23 protein-coding genes and 1 pseudogene are annotated in these 22,101 nt (G+C 63.1%); 14 read left to right on the forward strand and 10 right to left on the reverse strand.

Features of this window, described 5'->3' with window-relative positions; genetic code table 11:
* Positions 1-123 precede the first annotated feature (123 nt).
* Positions 124-735: an SPOR domain-containing protein gene (locus B3F77_RS02565; protein ID WP_293603438.1), complete on the reverse strand. Its 612-nt coding sequence runs from the start codon at positions 733-735 to the stop codon at positions 124-126.
* Between the two features lie 64 nt (positions 736-799).
* The gene (gene argS / locus B3F77_RS02570; protein WP_293603439.1) at positions 800-2,485 is read right to left on the reverse strand and encodes an arginine--tRNA ligase; all 1,686 of its coding nucleotides are present in this window, start codon (positions 2,483-2,485) and stop codon (positions 800-802) included.
* Between the two features lie 107 nt (positions 2,486-2,592).
* On the opposite strand from argS, the gene B3F77_RS02575 reads away from it, so the two are divergent.
* From B3F77_RS02575 to B3F77_RS02590, 4 genes are read left to right on the forward strand one after another with little or no spacing between them, the layout of a single operon-like run.
* Positions 2,593-2,760: a hypothetical protein gene (locus tag B3F77_RS02575; RefSeq protein ID WP_293603483.1), complete on the forward strand. Its 168-nt coding sequence runs from the start codon at positions 2,593-2,595 to the stop codon at positions 2,758-2,760.
* The gene (locus B3F77_RS02580; RefSeq protein WP_293603440.1) at positions 2,700-2,864 is read left to right on the forward strand and encodes a PsiF family protein; all 165 of its coding nucleotides are present in this window, start codon (positions 2,700-2,702) and stop codon (positions 2,862-2,864) included. Before B3F77_RS02575 ends, B3F77_RS02580 begins: the two co-directional genes overlap by 61 nt.
* 7 nt (positions 2,865-2,871) lie before the next feature.
* Entirely contained in the window at positions 2,872-3,915 is a 1,044-nt protein-coding gene (locus tag B3F77_RS02585) for a glycosyltransferase family 2 protein (protein ID WP_293603441.1), read from the forward strand.
* 13 nt (positions 3,916-3,928) lie between these two features.
* Entirely contained in the window at positions 3,929-4,297 is a 369-nt protein-coding gene (locus B3F77_RS02590) for a GtrA family protein (protein ID WP_293603442.1), read from the forward strand.
* On the opposite strand, the gene B3F77_RS02595 is transcribed toward B3F77_RS02590, so the two are convergent.
* From B3F77_RS02595 to B3F77_RS02620, 6 genes are all read right to left on the reverse strand, one after another.
* Complete coding sequence (locus B3F77_RS02595) at positions 4,238-5,830, reverse strand: ArnT family glycosyltransferase (RefSeq protein ID WP_293603443.1); 1,593 nt, start codon at positions 5,828-5,830, stop codon at positions 4,238-4,240. The two genes, B3F77_RS02590 and B3F77_RS02595, sit on opposite strands and share 60 nt — an antisense overlap.
* Complete coding sequence (locus B3F77_RS02600) at positions 5,827-6,693, reverse strand: ChbG/HpnK family deacetylase (RefSeq protein ID WP_293603444.1); 867 nt, start codon at positions 6,691-6,693, stop codon at positions 5,827-5,829. Before B3F77_RS02600 ends, B3F77_RS02595 begins: the two co-directional genes overlap by 4 nt.
* The gene (locus B3F77_RS02605; protein WP_293603445.1) at positions 6,690-7,598 is read right to left on the reverse strand and encodes a LysR family transcriptional regulator; all 909 of its coding nucleotides are present in this window, start codon (positions 7,596-7,598) and stop codon (positions 6,690-6,692) included. Before B3F77_RS02605 ends, B3F77_RS02600 begins: the two co-directional genes overlap by 4 nt.
* A gap of 400 nt (positions 7,599-7,998) precedes the next feature.
* Positions 7,999-8,277 (reverse strand): hypothetical protein, encoded by a 279-nt coding sequence (locus tag B3F77_RS02610; RefSeq protein WP_293603446.1) that lies wholly within the window; start codon positions 8,275-8,277, stop codon positions 7,999-8,001.
* Between the two features lie 112 nt (positions 8,278-8,389).
* The gene (locus B3F77_RS02615; protein ID WP_293603447.1) at positions 8,390-9,226 is read right to left on the reverse strand and encodes a fused MFS/spermidine synthase; all 837 of its coding nucleotides are present in this window, start codon (positions 9,224-9,226) and stop codon (positions 8,390-8,392) included.
* 185 nt (positions 9,227-9,411) lie between these two features.
* On the reverse strand, positions 9,412-12,036 hold the full coding sequence (locus tag B3F77_RS02620; RefSeq protein ID WP_293603448.1) for a DUF1631 family protein: 2,625 nt from the start codon (positions 12,034-12,036) through the stop codon (positions 9,412-9,414).
* Positions 12,037-12,361: 325 nt separating this feature from the next.
* Here B3F77_RS02620 and B3F77_RS02625 point away from each other — a divergent pair, with 325 nt between their 5' ends.
* The gene (locus B3F77_RS02625) at positions 12,362-12,925 is read left to right on the forward strand and encodes a hypothetical protein (RefSeq protein WP_293603449.1); all 564 of its coding nucleotides are present in this window, start codon (positions 12,362-12,364) and stop codon (positions 12,923-12,925) included.
* A 472-nt stretch (positions 12,926-13,397) separates the two neighbouring features.
* On the opposite strand, the pseudogene tnpA reads toward B3F77_RS02625, so the two are convergent.
* A pseudogene (tnpA, locus tag B3F77_RS02630) lies at positions 13,398-13,580 on the reverse strand (IS200/IS605 family transposase); the annotation flags it as partial.
* Between the two features lie 187 nt (positions 13,581-13,767).
* Here tnpA and B3F77_RS02635 point away from each other — a divergent pair.
* Entirely contained in the window at positions 13,768-13,959 is a 192-nt protein-coding gene (locus B3F77_RS02635; RefSeq protein WP_293603450.1) for a hypothetical protein, read from the forward strand.
* Between the two features lie 213 nt (positions 13,960-14,172).
* On the opposite strand, the gene B3F77_RS02640 is transcribed toward B3F77_RS02635, so the two are convergent.
* A complete protein-coding gene (locus B3F77_RS02640; protein WP_293603451.1) occupies positions 14,173-14,388 on the reverse strand; it encodes a cysteine-rich CWC family protein in 216 nt (71 codons plus the stop codon).
* A gap of 230 nt (positions 14,389-14,618) precedes the next feature.
* On the opposite strand from B3F77_RS02640, the gene B3F77_RS02645 reads away from it, so the two are divergent.
* The 8 genes from B3F77_RS02645 to B3F77_RS02680 are packed head-to-tail and all read left to right on the forward strand — an operon-like array spanning position 14,619 to position 22,101.
* The gene (locus B3F77_RS02645; protein WP_293603452.1) at positions 14,619-16,433 is read left to right on the forward strand and encodes an NAD(P)H-dependent oxidoreductase subunit E; all 1,815 of its coding nucleotides are present in this window, start codon (positions 14,619-14,621) and stop codon (positions 16,431-16,433) included.
* Positions 16,430-17,152, forward strand: a complete 723-nt coding sequence (locus B3F77_RS02650; protein ID WP_293603453.1) for a 2Fe-2S iron-sulfur cluster-binding protein — start codon at positions 16,430-16,432, stop codon at positions 17,150-17,152. The genes B3F77_RS02645 and B3F77_RS02650 overlap by 4 nt, the downstream gene beginning before the upstream one ends.
* Positions 17,149-17,715, forward strand: a complete 567-nt coding sequence (locus B3F77_RS02655) for an NADP oxidoreductase (protein WP_293603454.1) — start codon at positions 17,149-17,151, stop codon at positions 17,713-17,715. Before B3F77_RS02650 ends, B3F77_RS02655 begins: the two co-directional genes overlap by 4 nt.
* Positions 17,716-17,717: 2 nt before the next feature.
* Positions 17,718-19,241, forward strand: a complete 1,524-nt coding sequence (locus B3F77_RS02660) for a Ni/Fe hydrogenase subunit alpha (protein ID WP_293603455.1) — start codon at positions 17,718-17,720, stop codon at positions 19,239-19,241.
* Entirely contained in the window at positions 19,238-19,708 is a 471-nt protein-coding gene (locus B3F77_RS02665) for a hydrogenase maturation protease (protein ID WP_293603456.1), read from the forward strand. The genes B3F77_RS02660 and B3F77_RS02665 overlap by 4 nt, the downstream gene beginning before the upstream one ends.
* Positions 19,701-20,048, forward strand: a complete 348-nt coding sequence (hypA, locus tag B3F77_RS02670; protein ID WP_293603457.1) for a hydrogenase maturation nickel metallochaperone HypA — start codon at positions 19,701-19,703, stop codon at positions 20,046-20,048. The genes B3F77_RS02665 and hypA overlap by 8 nt, the downstream gene beginning before the upstream one ends.
* A gap of 11 nt (positions 20,049-20,059) precedes the next feature.
* On the forward strand, positions 20,060-20,923 hold the full coding sequence (hypB, locus tag B3F77_RS02675) for a hydrogenase nickel incorporation protein HypB (protein WP_293603458.1): 864 nt from the start codon (positions 20,060-20,062) through the stop codon (positions 20,921-20,923).
* Positions 20,920-22,101: a carbamoyltransferase HypF gene (locus B3F77_RS02680; RefSeq protein WP_293603459.1), complete on the forward strand. Its 1,182-nt coding sequence runs from the start codon at positions 20,920-20,922 to the stop codon at positions 22,099-22,101. Before hypB ends, B3F77_RS02680 begins: the two co-directional genes overlap by 4 nt.

The following is a 22,101-nucleotide window of genomic DNA, read 5'->3' on the forward strand; positions in this document are numbered from 1 at the left end:
GAATAACGGGGATAGCTGAGATAACCCGGCTGTTCCAAAACAGCCGCCACAGCAGCGGATTGACAATAAAGCATCAGTGCCGTGCCGAAGTTTGACACAGTGCCTCGGAAAAGTTCAACCAGCTTATCGCTGGACCCTGACTAAAGCCGTCTCAATCGAGTTGCTGTCCAGCCGTTCCTTGGCCTTGTCGGCGTCTTCCTTTTTGCCAAACGGCCCCACGCGCACGCGGTACACCGTTCGGCCCGACTGCTCTCGCTCAGTGACCTTGGCCTGCATGCCCAGCAGCAGCAACTTGGCACGCTGCTGCTCCGCGTCTTCCGGTGTGCGGAACGCACCGGCCTGGATGAAATAAGTGAACGGATCAACGCCCGAGCCTGATGACGGCGCGTCCATCCTGGCCTTGGCCAGATCGCCCAGCGGGTCGGCCGACACAGCTGGTTTAGCGGTTTTTGGGGGGGGCACCGCAGTGGAGTCGGGCACGGTGACACTGCTCACTTCGCCGGAAGCCGAGGGCGGCGGCTTGACGGAATTTTTCCCGGCCAGTGGCGCATTCGGGTTCCAGTCCTTGTTCTTTTTGGCTTCCGCGGCATCACTGTCGGGATTGCGCGGCTGGCTCTTGTTCATGAAAGGCACCGGCACCTTGGTGATGTACACCGCCACGGCCAGCGCGGCGCCAAGGCCAATCAGCGCGCCAATAATCAAACCCAGCAGGGTTCCGCCTCGTTGTTTATTCATACCTTGCCCAACTTCCTTGCCTTGGTTTCTGAGTGCTTGAATGTTTGAGTGCATCAAGCGCTCTTTACATTTTGCGAGGTGCACTGACGCCCAGCACCGCGAGGCCATTGTGCAACACCTGCGCGGTGGCCGCGACCAGCGCCAGGCGCGCCAGCTTGACCGCCTCTTCATCAACCAGAATCCGCTCGACATCGTAATAGCTGTGGTAGCAGGCCGCGAGTTCACGCAGGTAAAAAGCCACATCATGCGGTGCCAAACCGGCGGACGCATGGCTGAGCATGTCGGGGTACCTGGCCAGCAGCAGCATCAGCGCCTGGGCCTGCGGACTGGTCAGCGCCGACAGGTCCACCGCCTTCAGGCGGCTTTCATCGCCGCCCTGGCTGACCCATGTCGTAACGATCGAGCAGATGCGGGCGTGCGCGTACTGCACGTAGTACACCGGGTTTTCATTGTTTTTGGCCAGTGCCAGGTCAATGTCAAAGATGTACTCGGTGTCTGGCTTGCGGCTGAGCAGAAAGAAACGCACGGCGTCCGCGCTGGTCCATTCAATCAGGTCGCGCAGCGTGACGTAACTGCCGGCGCGCTTGGATATTTTGACCTCTTCGCCATTTCGCACCACACGCACCATGGTGTGCAGCACGTAGTCGGGGTAGCCCTGCGGGATGCCGGCGCCCGCCGCCTGCAGCCCGGCGCGGACCCGGGCCATGGTGCCGTGGTGGTCCATGCCCTGGATGTTGATGGCTTGGCTGTAACCCCGCTCCCATTTGGCCAGGTGATAGGCCACGTCGGGCACAAAGTAGGTGTAGCTGCCGTCACCCTTGCGCATGACACGGTCCTTGTCATCGCCATACTCGGTGGACTTGAGCCACAGTGCGCCGTCGTGCTCGTAGGTCTTGCCGGCGTCGTGCAGTTTCTTCACGACAGCATCGACCTTGCCACTGAGGTACAGGCTGGACTCCAGGTAGTAGTTGTCAAACTTGACGGCAAAAGCCTTCAGGTCCAGATCTTGTTCATGGCGCAGGTAAGCCACGGCAAACAGGCGGATGTCATCCAGCGCCTCCACGTCCCCCGAGGCGGTGAACTCGCGGTCATCGGACTTGACGGTTTTGCCGGCCAGAAAGTCGGCAGCGATGTCGGCAATATAGTCGCCGTTGTAGGCCGGCTCGGGCCAGCCGGCATCGCCTGGTTTGAGGCCTTTGGCGCGCGCTTGCGTGCTGGTCGCCAAGGTGTGGATCTGCACCCCGGCATCGTTGTAATAGAACTCGCGGTACACCTGCGCACCCTGCGTCGCAAACAGGTTGCAGATGGCATCACCCAGCGCGGCTTGCCGGCCATGGCCCACATGCAGTGGCCCGGTTGGGTTGGCCGACACAAACTCGACAATCATGCGCCGCTCGCTGTCGGCTGGCTGGCTGCCGTACAGCGCCCCGGCCTGCAATACCTCACGGACGGTTTCCTGCTTGGCGGCGGACTTGAGCCGGATGTTGATAAAACCCGGGCCGGCAATTTCAATTGCATCCACCCAGCGCTCGAAAGCGGGGGCCTGCAACAAGATGGCACGAAGGTTTTCAGCCGTCTGGCGGGGGTTCTGTTTAAGCGACTTGGCCAGCTGCATGGCGGCCGTACAGGCAAAATCACCATGGGCCGCCACTTTGGGGGACTCAAAGGCGGCCTTGTCACCCGCATCGGGAGAGAGTTGTTCCAGCCCGGCAGCCAACGCCGTGAGCAGGTCTTTTTTAATCGAGAGCATGGGCTTATTTTACGTTTAAGCCGGTCAGTGAATTTCCGGCCGACGGCGTTATGTGTTGGAACTCCAACTGGAACTCAACCCTGAATCCTCAACGCATTGGCGCCTCCATGAAAAAGCTGTTGTCCCTGATCGCTGCCGGTTTTGCTTTTTCGCTGAGTCTGTCACCACTAGCCCAAGCCGCAGACAGCCCAGCAAAACTGCCCAGCAAAGCAAAATGGCCAGGTGCAACAAGGACGCCAAAGGCAAAAAATGTGACGAGCGCAAGGCCTTCTTGAAGGCGTGCCCGAGCAAATCAGTCGGCGCGGCGGCCCACCTGGTTTGCCCAAACAGGTGCAAAAAAGCCCTGCCAGCCGTGCTGGACGGTTTTCTTTTGGCATGATGCTGTCATGACGATACCTTCCCTTTCCTTGCCGCCGGCCCGATCCGGGCATACCCCGTCCATCTCTTGCGTCATGCCCGCCTACAACGAGGCGCGCAACCTGAGCCGGGTTGTGCCCGAGGTTTTGGCCGTGCTGGCCACGCTGTCTGGCCAGGTGGAGCTGATCGTGGTGGACGATGGCAGCCGGGATGACACCGAACAAGTGATGCAGGGCCTGTGCGCGGCGCATCCTCAGGTGGTCTTTCTGAAACTCTCGCGCAACTTCGGCAAGGAACCCGCCCTGACCGCAGGCCTGGAAACAGCGCTCGGCGACGTGGTCATCCTGATGGATGCAGATGGCCAGCATCCATCGTCAATACTGCCTGAAATGCTACAAAAATGGAAGCACGGATCGGATGTGGTGTACGCCGTTCGCAAAACCCGGGTTGACCAGTCGGGCCTGCAAATTCGACTGACAGGCTTATTCTACAAACTGATCAACTGGGGCAACCGGGTGCAGATTCCGGCCGATGCGGGGGATTTCCGCCTGATGGACCGCAGGGTGGTGGAGGCCTTGAAAAGCCTGCCCGAACGCAACCGTTTCATGAAGGGCCTGTACGCCTGGGTGGGATTCAACAGCACGGCGATGGACTACGAACCCCTGTCACGTGTCGGCGGTATTTCCAATTTCGGGCTGCGTGGCTCCCTCTCGCTGGCGCTCACGGGCATCGTGGCGTTTTCCACTGCGCCACTTCGGGCCTTGACCTACCTCGGGCTGGCCCTGTCGGCCGTGGCCCTGGGGTATGGCGGCTGGGTGGTGGTGGACTATTTTGTGTCCGGCATCGCCGTCCCCGGTTACGCCACGATCGTGGTCGGCATGATGTTTTTCAGTGGCATCCAGCTGCTGTCTGTCGGCGTGCTGGCCGAGTACGTGGGCCGGATTTACGAAGAAGTCAAGCAGCGTCCGGCCTACCTCGTCAGCCAGCGCCAGGGATCCGGACTGAACCCGCCCGGGCCAGCCGATAACGCGCAAATCCTGCAGGCCCCGGCGCGGACCTCTTCACTGCTGTAACGGGTTTTTACCTTTGAATCCGTCAACCTTCTGGTTCCTCGCCGTGGGCGGCTGCGCAGCGCTGACCCACATGGGTGTATTTGCCCTGGCGCGCCACCATATGTGGCCTGAGTTGGCCAATGCGCTGGGATTTGGTGTGGCCTTTTTTGTGAGTTTTGCCGGACACCGGCTACTGAGCTTTCGCGATGCTGCAACCTCGGTGGCCACCAGTTTTGCCCGCTTTGTCGTGACGGCACTGGCTGGCTTTGTGAGCAACGAGCTGGTTTTTGTACTGCTGCTGCGGGCTTTGGGCTGGCCTTCGCTGGCAGCGCTGTTCACCGCGCTAGTGTTTGCAGCCGGCCAGACCTTTATGCTGAGCCGCTTCTGGGCGTTCCGCCGCTGAAGGCATAACAGGGTCCATGCGACCTGACCTGTAGAGTTTCCAGCCCGCGCCAGTAGCGAACAGTGTCCAGCCGTTCAGCCCGTCGGTCATGCCGGACTCCACTGGCATCACCAGCCAGTTGCCGGCTACCTTCCCTGCCGTAGCGAGGACCTCGGGCGACTGCAGCACTTTGGCCGCTTTCGCGTCAAAATCAGCACTTTCAAAGAGCTCGCGTTCCCAACTGTCACCCGCAGTGGCACGAAGCTGAGCCCAGTCCTGAAGCACCACCATGGGCTTGGCGGCCTGCGTGTAGAACGGCAAATCGTAGGGGAAACCATCTGCGGTGTAAACCGTATCGGACGGACTCGCCTCGCAAGCTAGAAGCTGTGCGATATCTTGCGAACGCCATGCCGCCGTCATACCACCGACCTTGAGAACAATCGCGGTGGCGATGCCAAGGTTCAGCACGCAGAGGGCCATGAACAGCTTGCCGGCCCAGGCACGGTGCGCCATGACGCGCTCCCAGCCCAGCGCCGCCAGCAATGCCACGGCCGGAATCACCGGCAGGATGTAACCCACCAGCTTGGAAGTGGTCATGGAGAAAAAGGCGGTAATGCACAACACCCAGATCCAGCACAGGCTCAGCCACTGGCGGGGCATGAGAATGGCGTCCGGCTCTGGGCGGGCCTTCGTGCGGAAATTCAGGCGGACCTGGGCCAACGCAAAAAGCGCCCAGGGAAACAGCAGCAAGCCCATCGCCAGCAGGTAGAACCACCAGGGCTGCGGGTTGTTGAAACTCTTGGCGGTATAGCGGGAAAACTGCTGGTATACGAACATGTAATTCAGCAGCTCAGGGTACTGTTGCTGTGCCAGGACAAACCACGGCGCCACAATGCCGGCAAACAGCAGCAGGCCACTGGCCCACGGCAGGTACAAAATTTTGCGGAGCTGGCGCGTCCAGACCAGCCAGACCAGCAGCACCAGGCCGGGCAGCACGAAGCCGATGAGCCCCTTGCTGAGCATGCCCAAGGCGCAGGCCACAAATCCCAGGCGCGCCAACATGGCCTGTGGCCTGTCACCAGCCATGAAGGCAAATGCAAAACACCAGATGGCTACGCTAATCCAGGCGGCCACCAGCATGTCGTGGTTTACATACTGGCCCCCCACCAGAAAGGCCAGACTGGTGCCCAGCATGATGGCCGCGCGCCGGGCAATGTGCTCCGTGGTGATCGCCCGGGCTGCAAGGTAAAGAGCCACCAGCATCAGGCCCACATGCAGGGCCGGTATCAGGCGCAGGGCGAATTCATTGATGCCAAACGTAGCCAGGGACAGTGCCTGCAGCCAGTATAAATAGGGCGGCTTGTGGAAAAATGGAAGGCCGTTGAGACGCGGCGTGAGCCAGTCGCCGCTTAGCAGCATCCAGCGGCCGACGTCGCCATAACGGCCTTCATCGGGCACCGCCAGCGGGCGCAGGACAGACAGTACCAGCAGCAGGGCCCATAGCAGGGCGAGGATCAGCCAGGATGTTTGTTGTTTGCTCGGAAATTTGTTCACACCGGGGATTCTAGTGGCCCGCTTCTTTGCCCCCCACTACCCCCGGTGTCGTTAAACCTTGCCAGCGTCACGTGCGCTTTCTCCAGCGCAGCGGGAAACGTCGGCCCAGCCAGATAGTCAAATTCCCGCAGCCGCGCCGCGCCGATGGTATCTTGCGGCTCCAGGCCCTGTGCCGGATGGCACATGATGATGCTGCCTGCGGGAGAGGTTTGCAGCCAGCCCTCCATGCACCGGGCATAGCGCTTGCCGTCACCTTCGAAATCATGGATGCCAGATAAGGCTACAGCCCCCGTCAAACCTGCTCTAGCAGCTATCATTTCAAGAGCATTTGCGCCCATGCCGGAGATGATGCGGCTCTTCAAGTCGGCCTGCCCCGGTGCTGCCCGCGAGATGCGCAGATAGGGTGCCGCACCGCGGTAACGGCTGCTGAGCGCCTGCACCAGCGCCTCACGAATGCCGGAAAACTGCTGCACGTGCTGGTGGCCATCCACATGGTCGGGTGGCGCTTTCCACTGCGCTTCAAACGCATCGAGCTGACGCTCTATCACGGCCCGCGCCGCCTTTTTATCAAAACCCACCACAGCGCCCCTGAGCATGGCCATGCCCAGCGACATGCCATGCCCGGCCCGGCGCGCAAAGTCGCTGGTCCAGTCCAGGTGCAGGCCCACGTCGATGCGCCCGCGCAGCTCGCGCAGCAGGGCGACGTCCTGGCCCCAGCGCGGTGACAACACCATGACGCTGGTGGCGCTGAGTCGCCCCATGGCGGCCAGCCTGGCAATGCCCAGTGATGCCTGGCCATGGACGGCAAAGTCGTCAGCGCAAAGGACCAGGCGCTTCGTGTGAGCCGTCGCGTGCGGTGTCATGATGCCCGCCAGAACCCCGACTGGCTGTAGTGATGCTTTAAAAAATCGATCCATAAGCGCACCCGCAGCGGCAAATGCTTGCGCTGCGGAAACATGGCGTAAATGCCATTGGGCGGTGCGGCAAAGTCTTCCAGCACCGCCACCAACCGGCCGGCCGCAATTTCCGATTCAACTTCCCAGGTGCTGCGCCAGGCAATACCGTAGTCGGCCAGGCACCAGTCGTGCAGCACCTGCCCGTCCGAGCAATCGAGCGGACCGCCGGGCTTGAGGTGCACCAGCTCGCCGCCCACCTTGAACGCCCAGCCTCGCGTCTGCGATGCATCGCTGGACAGCGTCAGGCAGTCATATTTTGCAAGCTCGCTGGGGTGCTGCGGCGTGCCGTGGGCTGACAGGTAGCGCGGGGTGGCCACGCACAGGCGCCGGTTGTCGGCCAGGCGCACACTGACCAGCGAAGAGTCGGGCAGGTCGCCCACCCGCACCGCGCAGTCAACACCCTCGCCCGCCAAATCCACCACGCGGTCGCTCAGGTTCAGCGTGATCGTCACGTCCGCATGCTGCTCGCGGAATTTCGTCACCAGCGGCGCCACATGGCGGCGGCCAAACCCGGCCGGCGCGGTGATGCGCAAATGGCCGCTCGCCTTCATGCCGCCTGCAGACACGCTGGCCTCCGCATTGGCCAGGTCAGCCAGGAGGCGCTGGCAGTCTTCCAGAAAAGCGCTGCCCTCGTGCGTGAGGGCGATGCGCCGCGTGGTGCGCACCAGCAGCTTCACGCCCAGCCGCGCCTCCAAGGCATCCAGCCGCCGACCCATGATGGCGGGCGCCACCCCCTCGGCCTTGGCCGCCGCTGTCAAACTGCCGCGCGCGACCACCGACACAAAAGATTCCAACTGTTTGAGTTTGCCCATGCGCTGCGATTATGCGCATAAAAGTTAGCAATCACGCGAGAAAAATCTTTCATTACGCCAGGCCCGGCCATTCGGCATTAGCCTGCGGATGCCAGTGCTGCCAGCGGTTCATTTTTGCAACACAAAGCGCCCGACTTGCAACCGGCTCCGAGCGCCTTTGCAGACCCGAGTTTCAAGAAAAAAGTGACTTTTGCCCAATAAGGACGGGCTCAAGCAGCTATTATTTTTATAGTACTCGGGGGCGCCTATGCTGGCGGTAAAGTGTGCGAACCCCGCCGCGCCAATCCCGACGATCAGCGCAGCCGGTCCTGGCTGCATGGGGACATGGCGGGGCTGATGGAGCGCACGCTGCAACACCCCGTTGCCCGTTGACCGTTGCCCGTTGCCCGTTGCCGACTATTTATTCGAGCGCGGTTACGGTCACGCCATGCTGGTCAGAAAATGCCTTGAGGATGGCTGCAATCTGCGGGTCTTGCAGCGTCGTTACCAGCTCCACAATTTTGTTGTCGCTGCCCTTGTGGCTGTCGCTGACCACCACGGCGGCCGCGCTGTCGTCCGCGGCAAACAGCGTCTGCAGCGAAGTCCCGAGGGAACTCATCACTTCATCGCGCTGCGCCTTGGCGATGTCTGACTGCGCAGGGTACAGCACCTCAAAAGAGAAGTTTGTTTTCAGACTCATTTTTTAACCTTTCATTTTCCGCTGTGCCGGGATGGTGGCTATTTGCGCAGGCTGCTCCATTATTGAGCGTTTAATAATTTACGACACCGTTCGGGCTTGACTGAACCGTAGCCTAGGCGGCGCCAGCTTCGTCAAGGTTTTTCATTTGCCAGACAATCCGCGCCAGCTCCGATTTGAGTTGTTTGCGCGCCTCCTCATCCAGACTCGACAGGCTTTTTGACAGGCGCATGGCGCGCGGCGAAATGGCTTTGCCTTTGGACGCAAACACAATGCTATTGCTTCTTTCCTCGGACAGCACTTCAACCGCGTTGCCGTTGAAACTGCGGCTGATGCGATCGACCAGCACCGGGTAATCGGGGTGGTCGTAGTGCAGATTGACCACCAGCACGCCGTCGGCGGACAGCGCCGCAAAGCAGTCCTCATAAAAACGCTGCGAGCACAACGCGGCAGGCTGCCCTTCATGGTCAAAACCATCGACCAGCAGCACATCAAACTGGGGCTTTTCGGTCTGTAAAAAAAGGGCTCCGTCGGCAGCGATCACCTGAAACCGCTCGTCGTCATCCGGCACCTGAAACTCCCGGCGCAGGGCAATCACATACGGGTTGATCTCCAGCACCGTCATCTTGCACACCGGCAATTGCCGGTAACAGAATTTGGCGAGTGAGCCACCGCCCAGCCCGATCATGCCGATGTGCGCCGGGGTCTGCTTGAACAGCAGAAAACCCATCATGGTCCGGGTGTAGTCCACCTCCAGACGCCAAGGCTGACGCGTGCGCATACGGCTTTGCAACTCGCCCAGCGTGAAATGCAGCGACTTGGCTGCGCCGTCGTCGCGCACAAAGGGCTTGACGTATTGCAGTGACTGAAAATCACCCGGCCGCGCGGTCTCAAGCGGCGCGGTGTTGGGTGCCACGGGAGGTTCATCGAGCGCTTCAGGCCAGGGTTTCACGGCAAGCTCCCTGTTGTGCGCAGGTCAAGCACCCCGGTCGGAAAAGCCATGGCCCCGGCCAACTGCCGATTGCTGCGGCGCGTGCGTTTGCTGGAGGTGAGCAGGCGCAAAAAGTTGCCGAAATAGAGAGTCAAATTTGCCTACGGTCCTTTATCAGCGGGAACAAACAGCTACTAAAATGATAGCTATTCAGGGAGTTTTTTTGGGTTTGCCCAGGCGCCCAAGCTGAGCGCCCAAGTGTCTGCTAGCACCGCCTCTTTGACCAGTCGGTCCAGCGCTTGGGCCACCACGCCATGCATCTCGACAGGGCGCAGCAGGCGCTCCCGGATCAGCCGCTCGCAGCTTCGTTGGGTCATCGAGTGCGGCTGACCGCCGTGGCTCACAAACATGAACAGCGTGCCTTTGCTGCTGGCCCAGATCAGCTGGGCGCGCAGCCAGCGGTTCCTGGAATACAGATCGACCCAGTGGCCCGCCCGCAGGCCAAGCAGTTGCTGCTCGGCGTCGCTCCGGGCCATGGCCGTGCCTGCGGCTGGCGATGCGGCTGGCTCGGGTGCCGGCGCTGCATGCTCGGCCGCATCGCCAGCCGCGGCGGCGCTTGGCACGGGAATCGCTGCGAGGCTCTCTTTTTTCTCTTCTTTTTCTTCTTCAAGCGGCGCGAGTTCACCTGGCGCGGTGGGCAGCGTGTCTTCAAAGCCGGCGGCGTCCAGGTCGCCCGGACCCAGCCAGGGCCCGGCGGCCGCTTTGGCCCGGCGCTGCCCTGGGCTTGCCGGGAGTTCTTCCGGCTCCAACTCCAGCGGCACCGCGCCGGATTCTTCCGCATCGCGTTGGCTTTTAAGGCGGCGCAGCTTGAGCACCGGCCGGTGCAAGTTCATCAGACCCTCAAAAAATGGCGCACTCTCGCGCGGGTCCTGTCCGAGCAATACCAGCCCCGCGTTCAGCTTGCCCAGCAAGCTTGGGATCATCTCGATCAGCTTGGCTGGCTGCTTCAGTGTCACGTCCCGCTTGACGCTCCAGAGTAGGTCGGGCACCACCGAGCCAAAGCCCTGGGGATCTAGCTGCTTGCGCGTGTCGGTGAGCTTGGCATGCGACATGGCCAGCGCCCAGGGGCCAAACAGAAAGTCGAGCACCAGGCCAGGCACCTTTTCAAGGTCCGAGCGCTTGCTCAGGTCAAAGGTAATCTGGTCGGCCTGCGTCTGACGCTCCTCTGCAAAGCGCAGGGCCTGCAGCGCGTGAATGCGGTTTTCCGTCTCGCGCTGGTCCTGCGCGTCCCAGCCAGACTCCAGCGTGGTCAGCGCCCGACCGAAAGGCTGCGCATTTTCAATGGACCGCCCGTTGAGTTCATTGAAGGCGCGCGTCACCGCCTCGAAAAAAGCCACGAACTCGGGGCTGAATTCATCGTTGTACTTGAAGCTGCGCTGGGCCACGCGCTCCATGAGACGCCGACCCGCGTGGCCTTCGTCACTGAAAAAGCGCGGGTCCACCATGGCCAGGCGCAGCAGCGACGGCTCCAGCGCCACAATGGCTTCGCGCACCGGCACCAGCAGCCGGGGATCCTGCGCCACCTGGTTCACCAGCTTGCGCACCACCTCCAGCCCCAGCACCTGCCCCACGCGCTGGGCTTCTTTTTTGAGCTGGGTACGGACCATGGCGCGTTCCCTGGGGCGCCCATAAGCGCCCCACACCTGCTGGCTCAGGGGACTGCGTTCATCGACAAAACGCTGCGGGCGGTCAAGCACCGGCACGCTCTGGTCGTCGGGCCGCGGCGCGGCGCGCGACTCTGCCAGCGGTACCGATGCCGATTCAGGCGCAGCTTTCAGGGCCGCCAGCTCTTCCTCAACGGTGGCGTAGTAAGCGGGCGCCAGCCCGTGATGGGCCTGGCTGCCGCCATGGAACAAAAAGTCCTGAAACAGCTCGCCCCTGATGTCGTCATTGGACAGGTCGGCGTACTGCGAAGGCTGCTGGACCATCGGCTCGTCGGACACATAAGCACCCGGGCCGCCGACCCATCCGCCGATGTTGCTGCCACTGCCGCCATTGCCAGAGCCCGGTCCGTCGCCATCGCCGGGCTTGCCACTTGCGCGGCCGCTGGCGGCGCTGGCAGGCGTTTGCAGCACGCGGTAGCTGGCGCCCTGCACGTTGGCCAGTTCCAGCTGGTTGACCAGCCGTTCATACAGCCGATTGAGTTCGCGCCCGAGCGGGTCGGCCAGGTAACTGATCCACAGCGAGGCGATGGCCGGCTCAGCGAGGGTTGCAGAAAGCATCTCGCGAAGCGTCTGCGCAAAAGCGTCAGGCCGCAGCGGATTGAGCTCTGGCCTGACATTGGGCAGGCCCTGCACGGTGCTGATCAGCTTGTTGAGCTCGGCCAGGGTCTGCTCAACCGCCGGCAGCACCTGCTGGAGCAGCCGCGATGATTCGATCGCCTGCAAGACATCGGCGTCGTCCACCAACGAAAAAGTGTCGTGCGACAGGAACCCACTCATTGAAGTGCCCGTTGAAACGGCATGCTGTGTCGGCGCGTGTTCTGCGGCGGGCGTTGCGGCAGGGGCCCAGGCCGCCTGCGCGGCTGCGACCACGTTGGCATGGAAAAGGTCGAGCAGGTCGGCGGGGTACTGGTCGCTCCAGGCCGCCTTGTTTTTCAGCAACTCTCTCCAGGCCGTGGCCAACGCATCGCGTTCGGCCACTTTCATGCTCTGGGTTTCAGCGACCTGAAGCGCGGCTACCGCGTCTTCAATACAGTGCTCCAGCGCGGGCCTGGCCGCTTTGGCCGCCTCCTGCAGACAAGATTGAAGAACGTCAGCTTGCGAGGTCATTTGCAGCGAAGATTACAGGAAAAGTTTGACGATTACCCCCAGCTAACCAGCTTGCTACCGTCAATGCCAGGGCGATGTAGAGGCTTAGCGTAAAGGGCAACGGAGATCGAATTGATATGCTTGCAGAATGTTTCAATTGGTTTCGACTGCATACATATGATTTAACCCTCGCTTGGCCTCGGCAATACCCCGCAACACGCCTGTTAAATCTCGCGGTGCGCACGCCTTGGCAAACCGTTTTTGTAAGATCAGCGCTTGTTTGCAAACGGTCGGTTTGGCACGACACTCGTTGCCAGAACGGCTCCGGCGTCCTGCGGGGTTTGAATTGAAATTTTCCTGGTTGTACCCTTTACCTCTTTCTTTACGGTTTCGGTTGGCCGTGCTGCTGGCCGGTGCGCTGTGGGGGTGCTCCAGTGCCTGGTCGCAGACGGTGCTTGAAAATGCCACCTTGCTGGGCATGACCCGCCAACAGATGGAGCCCGCGCTGGTGGGCGCCCTTCCGGTCCGCTTACCGCGCCGGCTTTCGTCGGGGGCTCTGGGGTCTTTGCGGGTGCCCGATGTGCTGTGCGAAGGCGCGCATTTTGAGCAGACCTTGTTTTTTACGCATCAGAAACTCGAACAAATGGACCTGGTGTTGCTGAACCCCGGTTCCGGCTCGAGCTCGGAGGACACTGTGACGAAGACCCAAGCTTCCCTCCTGCAGTCCTTGCGCGCGGAGCTGGGGCCTGAACTCGCCTCGTTCGCTTCCTCGCCGGAGGCTATGGCGGACATGGCCTCATGGGTCAGCGCCAGCGCCGACGTGATGCTGTTCCGCTCGGGCAAACCGGATCATCCCACCTTGCGGGTGGTGATCAAGCAACGGCAACGGGTGGATGCCAGCGAACTTTGAGGCTGCGGTGGTTCTGGTCTTTCTAGAGAAAGTTTCTTGATGAAATAGGCCATTCGCCCATATTTAATAGGCGCGACAGGCTATAAATTTAATAGCATTTATGGCCTTGGGTTACGGCGAACCGCAGACCGGCGCTTTAACGTGCAGGCCACATACGGAACAACCCATTGCAGGCCTTTCAGTTCGCGAGAATCCGCACTGCGATATCCAAACCGTGCAGGCTCAGGCCTGTAGTCGCGACTCGGCATAGCCAGATGTTGAAGGCACAATGCAACAACAAGCGACACCGCAACAAGAAAAACGGATTCCAATTCACATAATGGCTCGCATATTTGACAACATTGACCAGGATTTGCTGGGCGCGCTACGCGTCACCATGCAGGTCTCCAAGCGGTCCGATTTCTGTGTTGGTTGGCGTATGAGAACCGGTTTCCGCATATAAGCAGTTGGTTCCGTGCCGCGCCGGAGTTTGCACGTCGTCCTTGCTCACCACCCCCTTCACTATCCTGATCTCAAACGTCGCGCACACTTGGCGAACCAACTCCCTTACCCGTTCGGCAACTTCCCCAGTCAGAACTTTGTACCGGTATTTCGTCACCCACACAAAGTGATACTCAATTTGAAATACCGTATGGCTTCCATATCTGTAGTCCATTTCACACCTCCAGCTCCGTCATTTTCTCAGCTGAAGCTGACCGGCTGGAAGCCGGTGGATTTAACCTTGTGATGGACATTAAAAGTTTTAATTGAGGCGCGCAGCCCGGTTGTGGCGGTATTGGCGCGACCGGTCGAGGCTGCCAAGTTGCCTCCCCGAGTGGGCCAGGCCGTTGGCGCAAGGGATCATGTCCGTAGTGAGCGCTGTTACTGCTGCCACCCGGCTGACTGGAGAGGTCGCCACAGCGCGAAACAATCTTATCGCCCAACTGGCCACCCACATCGTGGTGGCCCACGCCAGCCCTGGCGGCGCGTTGGAAGGCATGTGTGCGCAGTGCCAAGCACAGGGATGGCAAGTCATTCGCCTGTCGAACATGTGAAAACGGCACCCCAAGGTGCAGTTTTCATGACGGGTTTAAGTACAAAATTGGCATCTAACCCCCGTCACTACTGCGCAAGCAGCTATCAATTAGATAGTATTTATCAGACGGACCCAGTCTTGACCTTCAGGTGCAGTTCGGGCGTGATCGGCGCCACGTCCATCCAGAGGGTCGGCACGATCAGCCAGTGCAGCAGAAAACGGTCAAGGCAGCTTACGGCGCATCGGTCTGGTTGCAGGCGGCGCAAATGCAGGCCTTGCGGCGCGCGTGTTCCGGGATGCGCGACAGCAATTCGGCCTCGAACTTGACGTCGTTGCACCAGCACGGCGGCTGCTTCACGCCGGTGGTGCGTTCCACTTCCCCGGCGCACTGGTTGGATTGCCTGCACAGCGGACACAGGTTCGGATCGGCGGGCAGGGCTACTTGCATGACGGGGCTCCAGCACCGGGAATTTCGGCATGCGTAAAGTGTAGCCAGCACTTAAGACTGCCATCTCGCAGACTTGTGTGTCTGCTTGACCGTGATACATTGAGGGATCTCGTTCCGGTCGCCGACCCGCTCTGACGAAGCGAGACCCGCCTTATTGGGAGTTATCCATCCAACCTGGGTGGCCAACGCACAGGGATCGTCATGGCAAATCAGCAAGCGATGAAGTCACCATGAGCTTCGAGGACGAGGCCTTGGACAAGGTGCTCTCCCGCCATGGGCGCGACCCGCATGCGCTGGTTCAGATCCTGCGTGAGATACAGGAGCAGATGGGCTGGCTGTCTCGGGACCTGCTCGGTGTAGTCGCCCGCGAACTGAAGCTGACCCTGGCCCACGTGGAAGGTGTGGCCAGCTTCTACCGCTTTCTTCACACTCGGCCGGTGGGCCGCTACCGCGTGCTGTTCAGCGACAACATCACCGACCGCATGCTGGGCAGCGTGGCCTTGATGGCTGATCTGTGCACTCGGCTGGGCATAGCGCCCGGCCAGGTCGGCGCCGACGGCCTGGTGAGCGTGGACCGCACCTCGTGCACGGGCCTGTGCGACCAGGGTCCGGCGCTGCTCATCAACCACCGCCATGTGATCACACGGCTCGACGCAGCGCGGGTGGCGCAGATGGCCGAGCTGATTCGCACCCAAGTGCCGGTATTGCAGTGGCCCGCGCCATGGTTCGCCATCGACGACGACATCCGCCGCGCCGACGTGCTGCTCGGCCCGCCGCTTGCGCGTGGCGCGGCCATCGCGGCGGCGCTTGCGCGCGGCGCGCAGACCATGCTCGACGACATGAAGCGTTCCAACCTGCGCGGCCGCGGCGGCGCGGGCTTTGCGACCGGTTTGAAGTGGGAGCTGTGCCGCAATGCGACCGGTTCGATGCCCGGTGCGGCGCACTACGTGGTGTGCAACGCCGACGAAGGCGAGCCCGGCACCTTCAAGGATCGCGTGCTGCTCACCCGCCAGGCCGACGACGTGTTCGAAGGCATGACCGTGGCCGCACTCGTCATCGGCGCCAGACAAGGCTTGGTCTATCTGCGCGGCGAGTACCGCTATCTGCTGGAGCACTTGCATGCAGTCTTGCAGCGGCGGCGCGAACAGCACCTGCTCGGTCCCGCCATCCTGGGCCAGCCGGGATTCGATTTCGACATCGACATCCACGTCGGTGCAGGCGCCTATGTATGCGGCGAAGAGTCGGCCTTGATCGAGTCGCTCGAAGGCAAGCGCGGAACACCGCGCATCCGCCCGCCGTTTCCGGTCGAGCGGGGCTACCTGGACCAGCCGACCACCGTCAACAACGTCGAGACCTACTGCGCCGCCGCACACATCGCCGTGCATGGCGGCACGTGGTGGGCGGGCATCGGCACTCAGAAGTCCACCGGCACCAAGATCCATTCGGTCTGCGGAGACTGCGAACGACCCGGTCTGTACGAATACCCGTTCGGCACGCGCATCGACCACATTCTCGAAGACTGCGGCGCACGCGACACGCAGGCGGTGCAGGTGGGCGGGCCCTCGGGCGTGTGTCTGTCGGCGTTTGAATTCAGCCGGCGCATCGCCTTCGAGGATGTACCGACGGCGGGTGCCTTCATGGTGTTCGACCGTTCGCGCGACATGTTCGAGGTGGCGCGCAACTTCGCGCATTTCTTCGCGCACGAGAGTTGCGGTTTCTGCACGCCGTGCCGCGTCGGCACCGAGCTGGTGGTGCGGCGCCTGGACAAGCTGGCAAATGCAACAGGCGGGGGCCGTGGCTCACGGTACGACATCGACGTGCTGTTCGAGCTTGATAAGTTGATGCACACCACCACCCATTGCGGCCTGGGCGCCTCGGCCTGCAACCCGCTGCGCGATACGATTGCCAAGTTCCGCCCAGCCTACGAGCGGCACCTGAAGTCGCTGCACTTCGAGCCCGGCTTCGATCTCGACGCCGAACTGTCGATCGCGCGCCGAATGACCGGCCGCGACGACGTCGGCGCCCATCTGGAGAACCGGCCATGACAGATGAAGTGAGCCCCGGGCAGAGCTTCTCGCTTGACGGTGAAGACGTGCCGTTCCGCCTCGGTGAGACCGTCATCCAGGCCGCCACACGCGCCGGCCGCTACATCCCGCACCTGTGCTGGCACCCGGAATTTGCGGCGCACGGCTCGTGCCGGCTGTGCAGCGTGAAGGTCAACGGTCGTGTCGGCGCCGCCTGCACCGTACGGGCCGCAGCCGCTCTGGAGGTCGAAAGCAACACCGAAGAACTCAACGGCCACCGCAAGACGTTGTTGCAAATGCTGTTCGTCGAAGGGAATCACTTCTGCCCGAGTTGCGAGAAAAGCGGCAACTGCCTGTTGCAAGCCACGGCCTACGAGATGGGCATGGAAGGGCCACACTTCGAGGAGTTTTACCCGGACCGCCCGGTCGACGCCAGCCACCCCGACATCCTGCTCGACTTCAACCGCTGCATCCTGTGCGAACTGTGCGTGCGCGCCAGCCGCGATGTCGACGGCAAAAACATCTTTGCGATCAGCGGCCACGGCATTCAGACGCACCTGCTGGTCAACAGCGCCAGCGGCCGGCTGGTCGACACGCCGATGGCGCTTGAGGACCGCGCCACGAGCATCTGTCCGGTGGGCGTGATCCTGCCCAAGCGACGCGGTTTCGCGATCCCGATCGGTGAACGCCGCTTCGATGTCAAGCCCGTCTCCGAGCAGTTGGACGGAGGCATTGCATGAGCGCTCCTGTTCCGCTGCACGCAGCGCGCAAGCTCAGAGTAGCCACCGTCTCGCTGGCCGGCTGCTTTGGCTGCCACATGTCCTTCCTCGACATCGACGAGCGGCTGTTCGAACTCATCGAGCACATTGAGTTCGACCGCTCGCCGCTGACCGACATCAAGCAAGTGGGCCATTGCGACATCGGTCTGATCGAAGGCGGCCTGTGCAATGCCGAGAACGTGATGCTGCTGCGCGAGTTCCGCGCACGCTGCAAGACGCTGGTGGCAGTGGGCGCCTGCGCCATCAACGGCGGCCTGCCAGCGCAGCGCAACCACCTCGACCTGGGCGCACTGCTGACTGACGTGTACCGCAGTCGGCCCGGCCTGAGCGGGGGCAGTGGTATTCCCGACGACCCCGAGCTGCCGCTGCTGCTGAACAAGGTGCACCCGATCCATGAGGTGGTGCATGTGGACTACTTCCTGCCCGGTTGCCCGCCCTCGGCCGACGCGTTCTGGCGCTTCCTGACCGATCTGATGGCCGGGCGCACACCGCACCTCGGGCCTGGCCTGATGCACTATGACTGACCATGACCCCATCGCTTGAAACCGCCGACCCTGCAGTCGTATCACAAGGCCTGCGCCGGGTCGCCATCGACCCCGTCTCGCGGGTCGAAGGCCATGGCAAGGTCACGATCCTGCTCGATGCGCAAAACCGGGTGCAGCAGGTGCGGCTACACATCGTCGAGTTCCGTGGCTTCGAGAAATTCATTGAAGGTCGGCCCTACTGGGAAGTGCCGGTGATGGTGCAGCGGCTGTGCGGTATCTGCCCGGTGTCGCACCACCTGGCGGCATCGAAAGCGTTCGACCGGGTGGTGGGGGCGCTGCCCGTGACGCCCTCGGCCGACAAGATCCGCCGGCTGATGCACTACGGGCAGGTGATGCAGTCGCACGCCTTGCACTTCTTCTACCTGTCAGCGCCGGATCTGCTGTTCGGCTTCGACTCCGAAGTGAACCGGCGCAACATCGTCGGCGTGGCGCAGGCGCACCCCGACATCGCCAGGAAGGGCGTATTGCTGCGCAAGTTCGGCCAGGAGGTGATTCGCGCCACCGCGGGCAAGCGGGTGCATGGCACCGGCTCGGTGCCGGGCGGTGTCAACAAGCATGTCAGCCTGGAAGACCGTGCGCTGCTGCAGCGCGACGTGGCGCAGATGATCGCCTGGGCGCAAGACGCCGTGGACATCGCCAAACAACTGCACGCGCAGAACCCGGCGCTGTACGACAGCTTCGGCAGCTTCCGCTCCAACATGCTCTCACTGGTGCGCGCCGATGGGGCGCTGGACCTGTACGACGGTGTCATCCGGGCGCGTGACGCGGCCGGCAAGATCCTCTTCGACGGCGCCAGCGATCAGGGCTACCTCGACCTGATCGAAGAAGAAGTCAAGCCCTGGACTTACATGAAGTTCCCCTTCCTCAAAAGCCTGGGGGCCGAGCTGGGCTGGTACCGGGTGGGGCCGCTAGCGCGGTTGCAAAACTGCGACTTCATCCCCAGCCCGCTGGCCGAAGCGCAACGCCGCTTGTTTCTGGACTGGGGCCAGGGCGAGCCCATCCACGCGACGCTGGCCTACCACTGGGCGCGCATGATCGAGGTGCTGCATTGCATCGAGGTCATCAAAGAGTTGCTCGACGACCCCGACATCCTGTCCGGCGAGTTGATGGCCTTTGGTCCGCGCCGGCGCGGCGGCGTGGGGGTGATCGAGGCGCCGCGCGGCACGCTGATCCATCATTACGAGGTCGGCGACGACGACCTGGTGACGAGGTGCAACCTGATCGTCGCGACCACCCACAACAACCAGGCGATGAACGAAGCGGTGCGCTCGGTGGCGCGCGAGTACCTCGACGGGCGCGAGCTAACCGAAGGCCTGCTGAACCACATTGAGGTGGCCATCCGCGCCTACGACCCCTGCCTGTCCTGCGCCACCCATGCGCTGGGGCAGATGCCACTGGATGTGGCGCTGCTCGGGCCGGAGGGCGAGCTGATCGACCGCGTCGTGAAGTCGCACGACGGTGTCTTCCTGCATGACCTGGGTTCGCCGGTGGGCTTGCCGACATGATGGCACAGCCTGCGTCGGTGGCGCCGCTGCTGGTGTTCGGGTGGGGCAATCTGAGCCGCGGCGACGACGCGCTGGGGCCCTTGTGCATTGAACGCTTGCGCGCCACGCTGGTGCCTGCCGCAAGTGTGGAATACCTCGATGACTACCAGTTGCAGATTGAACATGCCCTCGACCTGGTGGGCCGGCAGCGCGTGCTGTTTGTCGATGCCAGCCTGAGTTGCCGCGCGCCGTTCGAGGTGACGCAGCTGCGGGCTGCGCAGGATGCGAGCTTCATCACGCACGCCATGTCACCGCAGGCGCTGATGCAGGTGTTTCGCGACCTGCGGGGCGAAGAGCCGCCGCCTTGCACGCTGTTGGCGATTCGCGGCGAGCGTTTCGAGCTCGGCGAGCCGCCCAGCGTCGGTGCGCTGGATCACCTGGCCGCAGCACTGCAATGGGCCGAAGTCTGGCTCTCCGCCCATGCATGAGCTGAGCCTGGCCGACGAGATCGTGCGCATGGTGGAGGCAGCCGCCGCGCGCGCGCATTTCAAGCGTGTGGCCACGCTGCGACTGGAGGCCGGTGCGCTGGCGGGCGTGGAAGTGCCGGCGCTGCGCTTTGCCCTCGACGCCATCGTGCCCGGCACCTGCCTGGAGGGGGCGCAGATTCACATCGATCAGCCGCTCGGGCGCGCCTGGTGCGCCCGCTGCGGGGCCGAGGTGACGATCACCAGCCGTGCCGACCCCTGCCCGCGCTGCGACGGCTATCCTGTGCAAGTTACCGGTGGCAGCGAATTGCGCGTGCGCGACCTGGTCGTGTTGAACGATTGAAGGAGACAACGATGTGTGTCGTCTGTGGCTGCAATAACGCGGAGGATCATGGCGCGCATGAACATGCCGCGCCCGTGGCGCTGGACCCGTCCAGCGGCGACCTGCACTATGGCGCGGTGCCCGGGCTGAGCCAGGCGCGCACGGTCAAGCTCGAAGCCGATGTGTTGGGCGCCAACCAGCGCCTGGCCGACCGCAACCGCGCGCATTTCACGGCGCATGGGGTGACCGCGTACAACCTCATGTCCAGTCCAGGCGCGGGCAAGACCACCCTGCTGTGCGCCACGATTGAGGCACTGCGGCGCCGCGCACCGGAACTGCCGCTGGCGGTGATCGAAGGCGACCAGCAGACCCGCCTGGACGCCGAGCGCATCCGCGCGGCCGGGGCCCCGGCCATCCAGGTCAACACCGGGCGTGGCTGCCACCTCGATGCGCAGATGGTGGGCGACGCCTTTGCCCGCCTCGATCTGCATGCTCAGGCCCACCCTCATGGGCACCGGCACGAACATGCCCACGAGCACACCCGCGAACACCACGGCCCCGAGGCGCTGCTGTTCATCGAAAACGTCGGCAACCTGGTCTGCCCGGCGCTGTGGGATTTGGGCGAGGCCGCCAAGGTGGTGATCCTGTCGGTCACGGAAGGCGACGACAAACCCCTGAAATACCCCGACATGTTCGCCGCCGCCACGCTGATGGTCATCAACAAGATCGACCTGCTGCCGTATGTCAATTTCGATGTGGCGAAATGCATCGAATACGCACGCCGCGTCAACCCCCGCATCGCGGTATTGCAGCTCTCGGCCACGCGCGGCGAGGGCATGCAGACCTGGCTGGACTGGCTGCTGCGTGAAGACGCCGCGCTGCAAGAACGTCCATGAACGAGCTGGCCCATACGACCCGCCTGCCGCGCGCTGCACCCGCGCGCGTGCTGGCCTGTGGCGCCTACCTGAAGAACCGCACCTGCCTGGTCGATGGCGACCAGGTTCATTGGTCACCTTTGCATGGCGACTTGGGCGAAGCCGCGAACTGCGCGGCACTGGAGCGCTCGATCGAGTCGCTGCTGTCCCGGGCGTTGGGCCCGCTGCAGGCGGTGGCGCACGACCTGCACCCCGACTTCCACAGCACCCGCGTCGCTTTGGCGCTGGCCGAGCAGATGCAGGTGCCGGCCATCGACGTGCAGCACCACCACGCGCACATCGGCGTGGCCCTGGCCGAACACGCCGTCGCAGGCCCGGTGATCGGCCTGGCGCTCGACGGCGTGGGTCTCGGCGACGACGGCAGCGCCTGGGGCGGGGAGGTGCTGTGGGTGAATGGGCTTGCCGCGGCGCACCAGTGGCAGCGCCTGGACCATCTGGTGCCGCTGGCCTTGCCCGGCGCAGACGCGGCGGCACGTGAGCCCTGGCGCATGGCTGCGGCTGCGCTGTTTGCCCTGGGCCGCGGTGACGAGATCGAGGCACGCTTTGCGCCGGCGGTCGGCGCGCCGGCGGCGAGAGGGGTGCACACGCTGCTGCAGCGCGACCTGCAGTGCCCACGCAGCAGCAGCGCAGGCCGCTGGTTCGACGCCGCGGCCGGCGCGCTGGCCTTAAGCGTGCGCCAGGCCTTCGAGGCCGAGGCGGCCATGACGCTGGAGGTGCGGGCGCGCGAGTGGCTGCAGGCGCACCCCGAATTCGAGCTGCCATGGACCTCGCTCGACTTGCGTCCGCTGCTGGCCGAGTTGTTCACCCTGGCGGGCAGCGGCAGCCAGGCGCAGGCGCAGGGTGCGGCCATGTTCCACCTGGCCTTGGCCGCGGGCCTGGCGCATCGTGCCATCGAGGCGGCACGCACCCACGGCACGCACACCGTGGTGGTCGGCGGCGGCTGCTTCGCCAACCGGGTGCTGACCGAGCGCCTGGGCGCCGCGCTGCAGCGCGCCGGACTTGGCGTGTTTCAGCCGCAAGACGCAGGCTGCGGCGATGCCGGCCTGGCATTGGGCCAGGCCTGGATCGCGGCGTGCGCCGTGCGGCATGGCCAGGCTCTGGCTGTGCAATGCGCACCGTCCGTTGCGCGGGAAGCCTGA

The organism is Polaromonas sp. UBA4122 (assembly GCA_002381615.1).
Classification (GTDB): domain Bacteria; phylum Pseudomonadota; class Gammaproteobacteria; order Burkholderiales; family Burkholderiaceae_C; genus Polaromonas.

Bases quoted from the DNA above. Each gene is read 5' to 3' on its own strand.
- B3F77_RS02640 (WP_293603451.1), bottom strand. From the start codon at position 14,388: ATGCAAGTAGCCCTGCCCGCCGATCCGAACCTGTGTCCGCTGTGCAGG.
- B3F77_RS02665 (WP_293603456.1), top strand. From the start codon at position 19,238: ATGATGGCACAGCCTGCGTCGGTGGCGCCGCTGCTGGTGTTCGGGTGG.
- B3F77_RS02635 (WP_293603450.1), top strand. From the start codon at position 13,768: ATGTCCGTAGTGAGCGCTGTTACTGCTGCCACCCGGCTGACTGGAGAG.
- B3F77_RS02655 (WP_293603454.1), top strand. From the start codon at position 17,149: ATGAGCGCTCCTGTTCCGCTGCACGCAGCGCGCAAGCTCAGAGTAGCC.
- B3F77_RS02680 (WP_293603459.1), top strand. From the start codon at position 20,920: ATGAACGAGCTGGCCCATACGACCCGCCTGCCGCGCGCTGCACCCGCG.
- B3F77_RS02605 (WP_293603445.1), bottom strand. From the start codon at position 7,598: ATGGGCAAACTCAAACAGTTGGAATCTTTTGTGTCGGTGGTCGCGCGC.
- B3F77_RS02585 (WP_293603441.1), top strand. From the start codon at position 2,872: ATGACGATACCTTCCCTTTCCTTGCCGCCGGCCCGATCCGGGCATACC.
- B3F77_RS02660 (WP_293603455.1), top strand. From the start codon at position 17,718: ATGACCCCATCGCTTGAAACCGCCGACCCTGCAGTCGTATCACAAGGC.
- B3F77_RS02600 (WP_293603444.1), bottom strand. From the start codon at position 6,693: ATGACACCGCACGCGACGGCTCACACGAAGCGCCTGGTCCTTTGCGCT.
- B3F77_RS02610 (WP_293603446.1), bottom strand. From the start codon at position 8,277: ATGAGTCTGAAAACAAACTTCTCTTTTGAGGTGCTGTACCCTGCGCAG.
- hypB (WP_293603458.1), top strand. From the start codon at position 20,060: ATGTGTGTCGTCTGTGGCTGCAATAACGCGGAGGATCATGGCGCGCAT.
- argS (WP_293603439.1), bottom strand. From the start codon at position 2,485: ATGCTCTCGATTAAAAAAGACCTGCTCACGGCGTTGGCTGCCGGGCTG.
- hypA (WP_293603457.1), top strand. From the start codon at position 19,701: ATGCATGAGCTGAGCCTGGCCGACGAGATCGTGCGCATGGTGGAGGCA.
- B3F77_RS02645 (WP_293603452.1), top strand. From the start codon at position 14,619: ATGAGCTTCGAGGACGAGGCCTTGGACAAGGTGCTCTCCCGCCATGGG.
- B3F77_RS02565 (WP_293603438.1), bottom strand. From the start codon at position 735: ATGAATAAACAACGAGGCGGAACCCTGCTGGGTTTGATTATTGGCGCG.
- B3F77_RS02650 (WP_293603453.1), top strand. From the start codon at position 16,430: ATGACAGATGAAGTGAGCCCCGGGCAGAGCTTCTCGCTTGACGGTGAA.
- B3F77_RS02575 (WP_293603483.1), top strand. From the start codon at position 2,593: ATGAAAAAGCTGTTGTCCCTGATCGCTGCCGGTTTTGCTTTTTCGCTG.
- B3F77_RS02620 (WP_293603448.1), bottom strand. From the start codon at position 12,036: ATGACCTCGCAAGCTGACGTTCTTCAATCTTGTCTGCAGGAGGCGGCC.
- B3F77_RS02580 (WP_293603440.1), top strand. From the start codon at position 2,700: ATGGCCAGGTGCAACAAGGACGCCAAAGGCAAAAAATGTGACGAGCGC.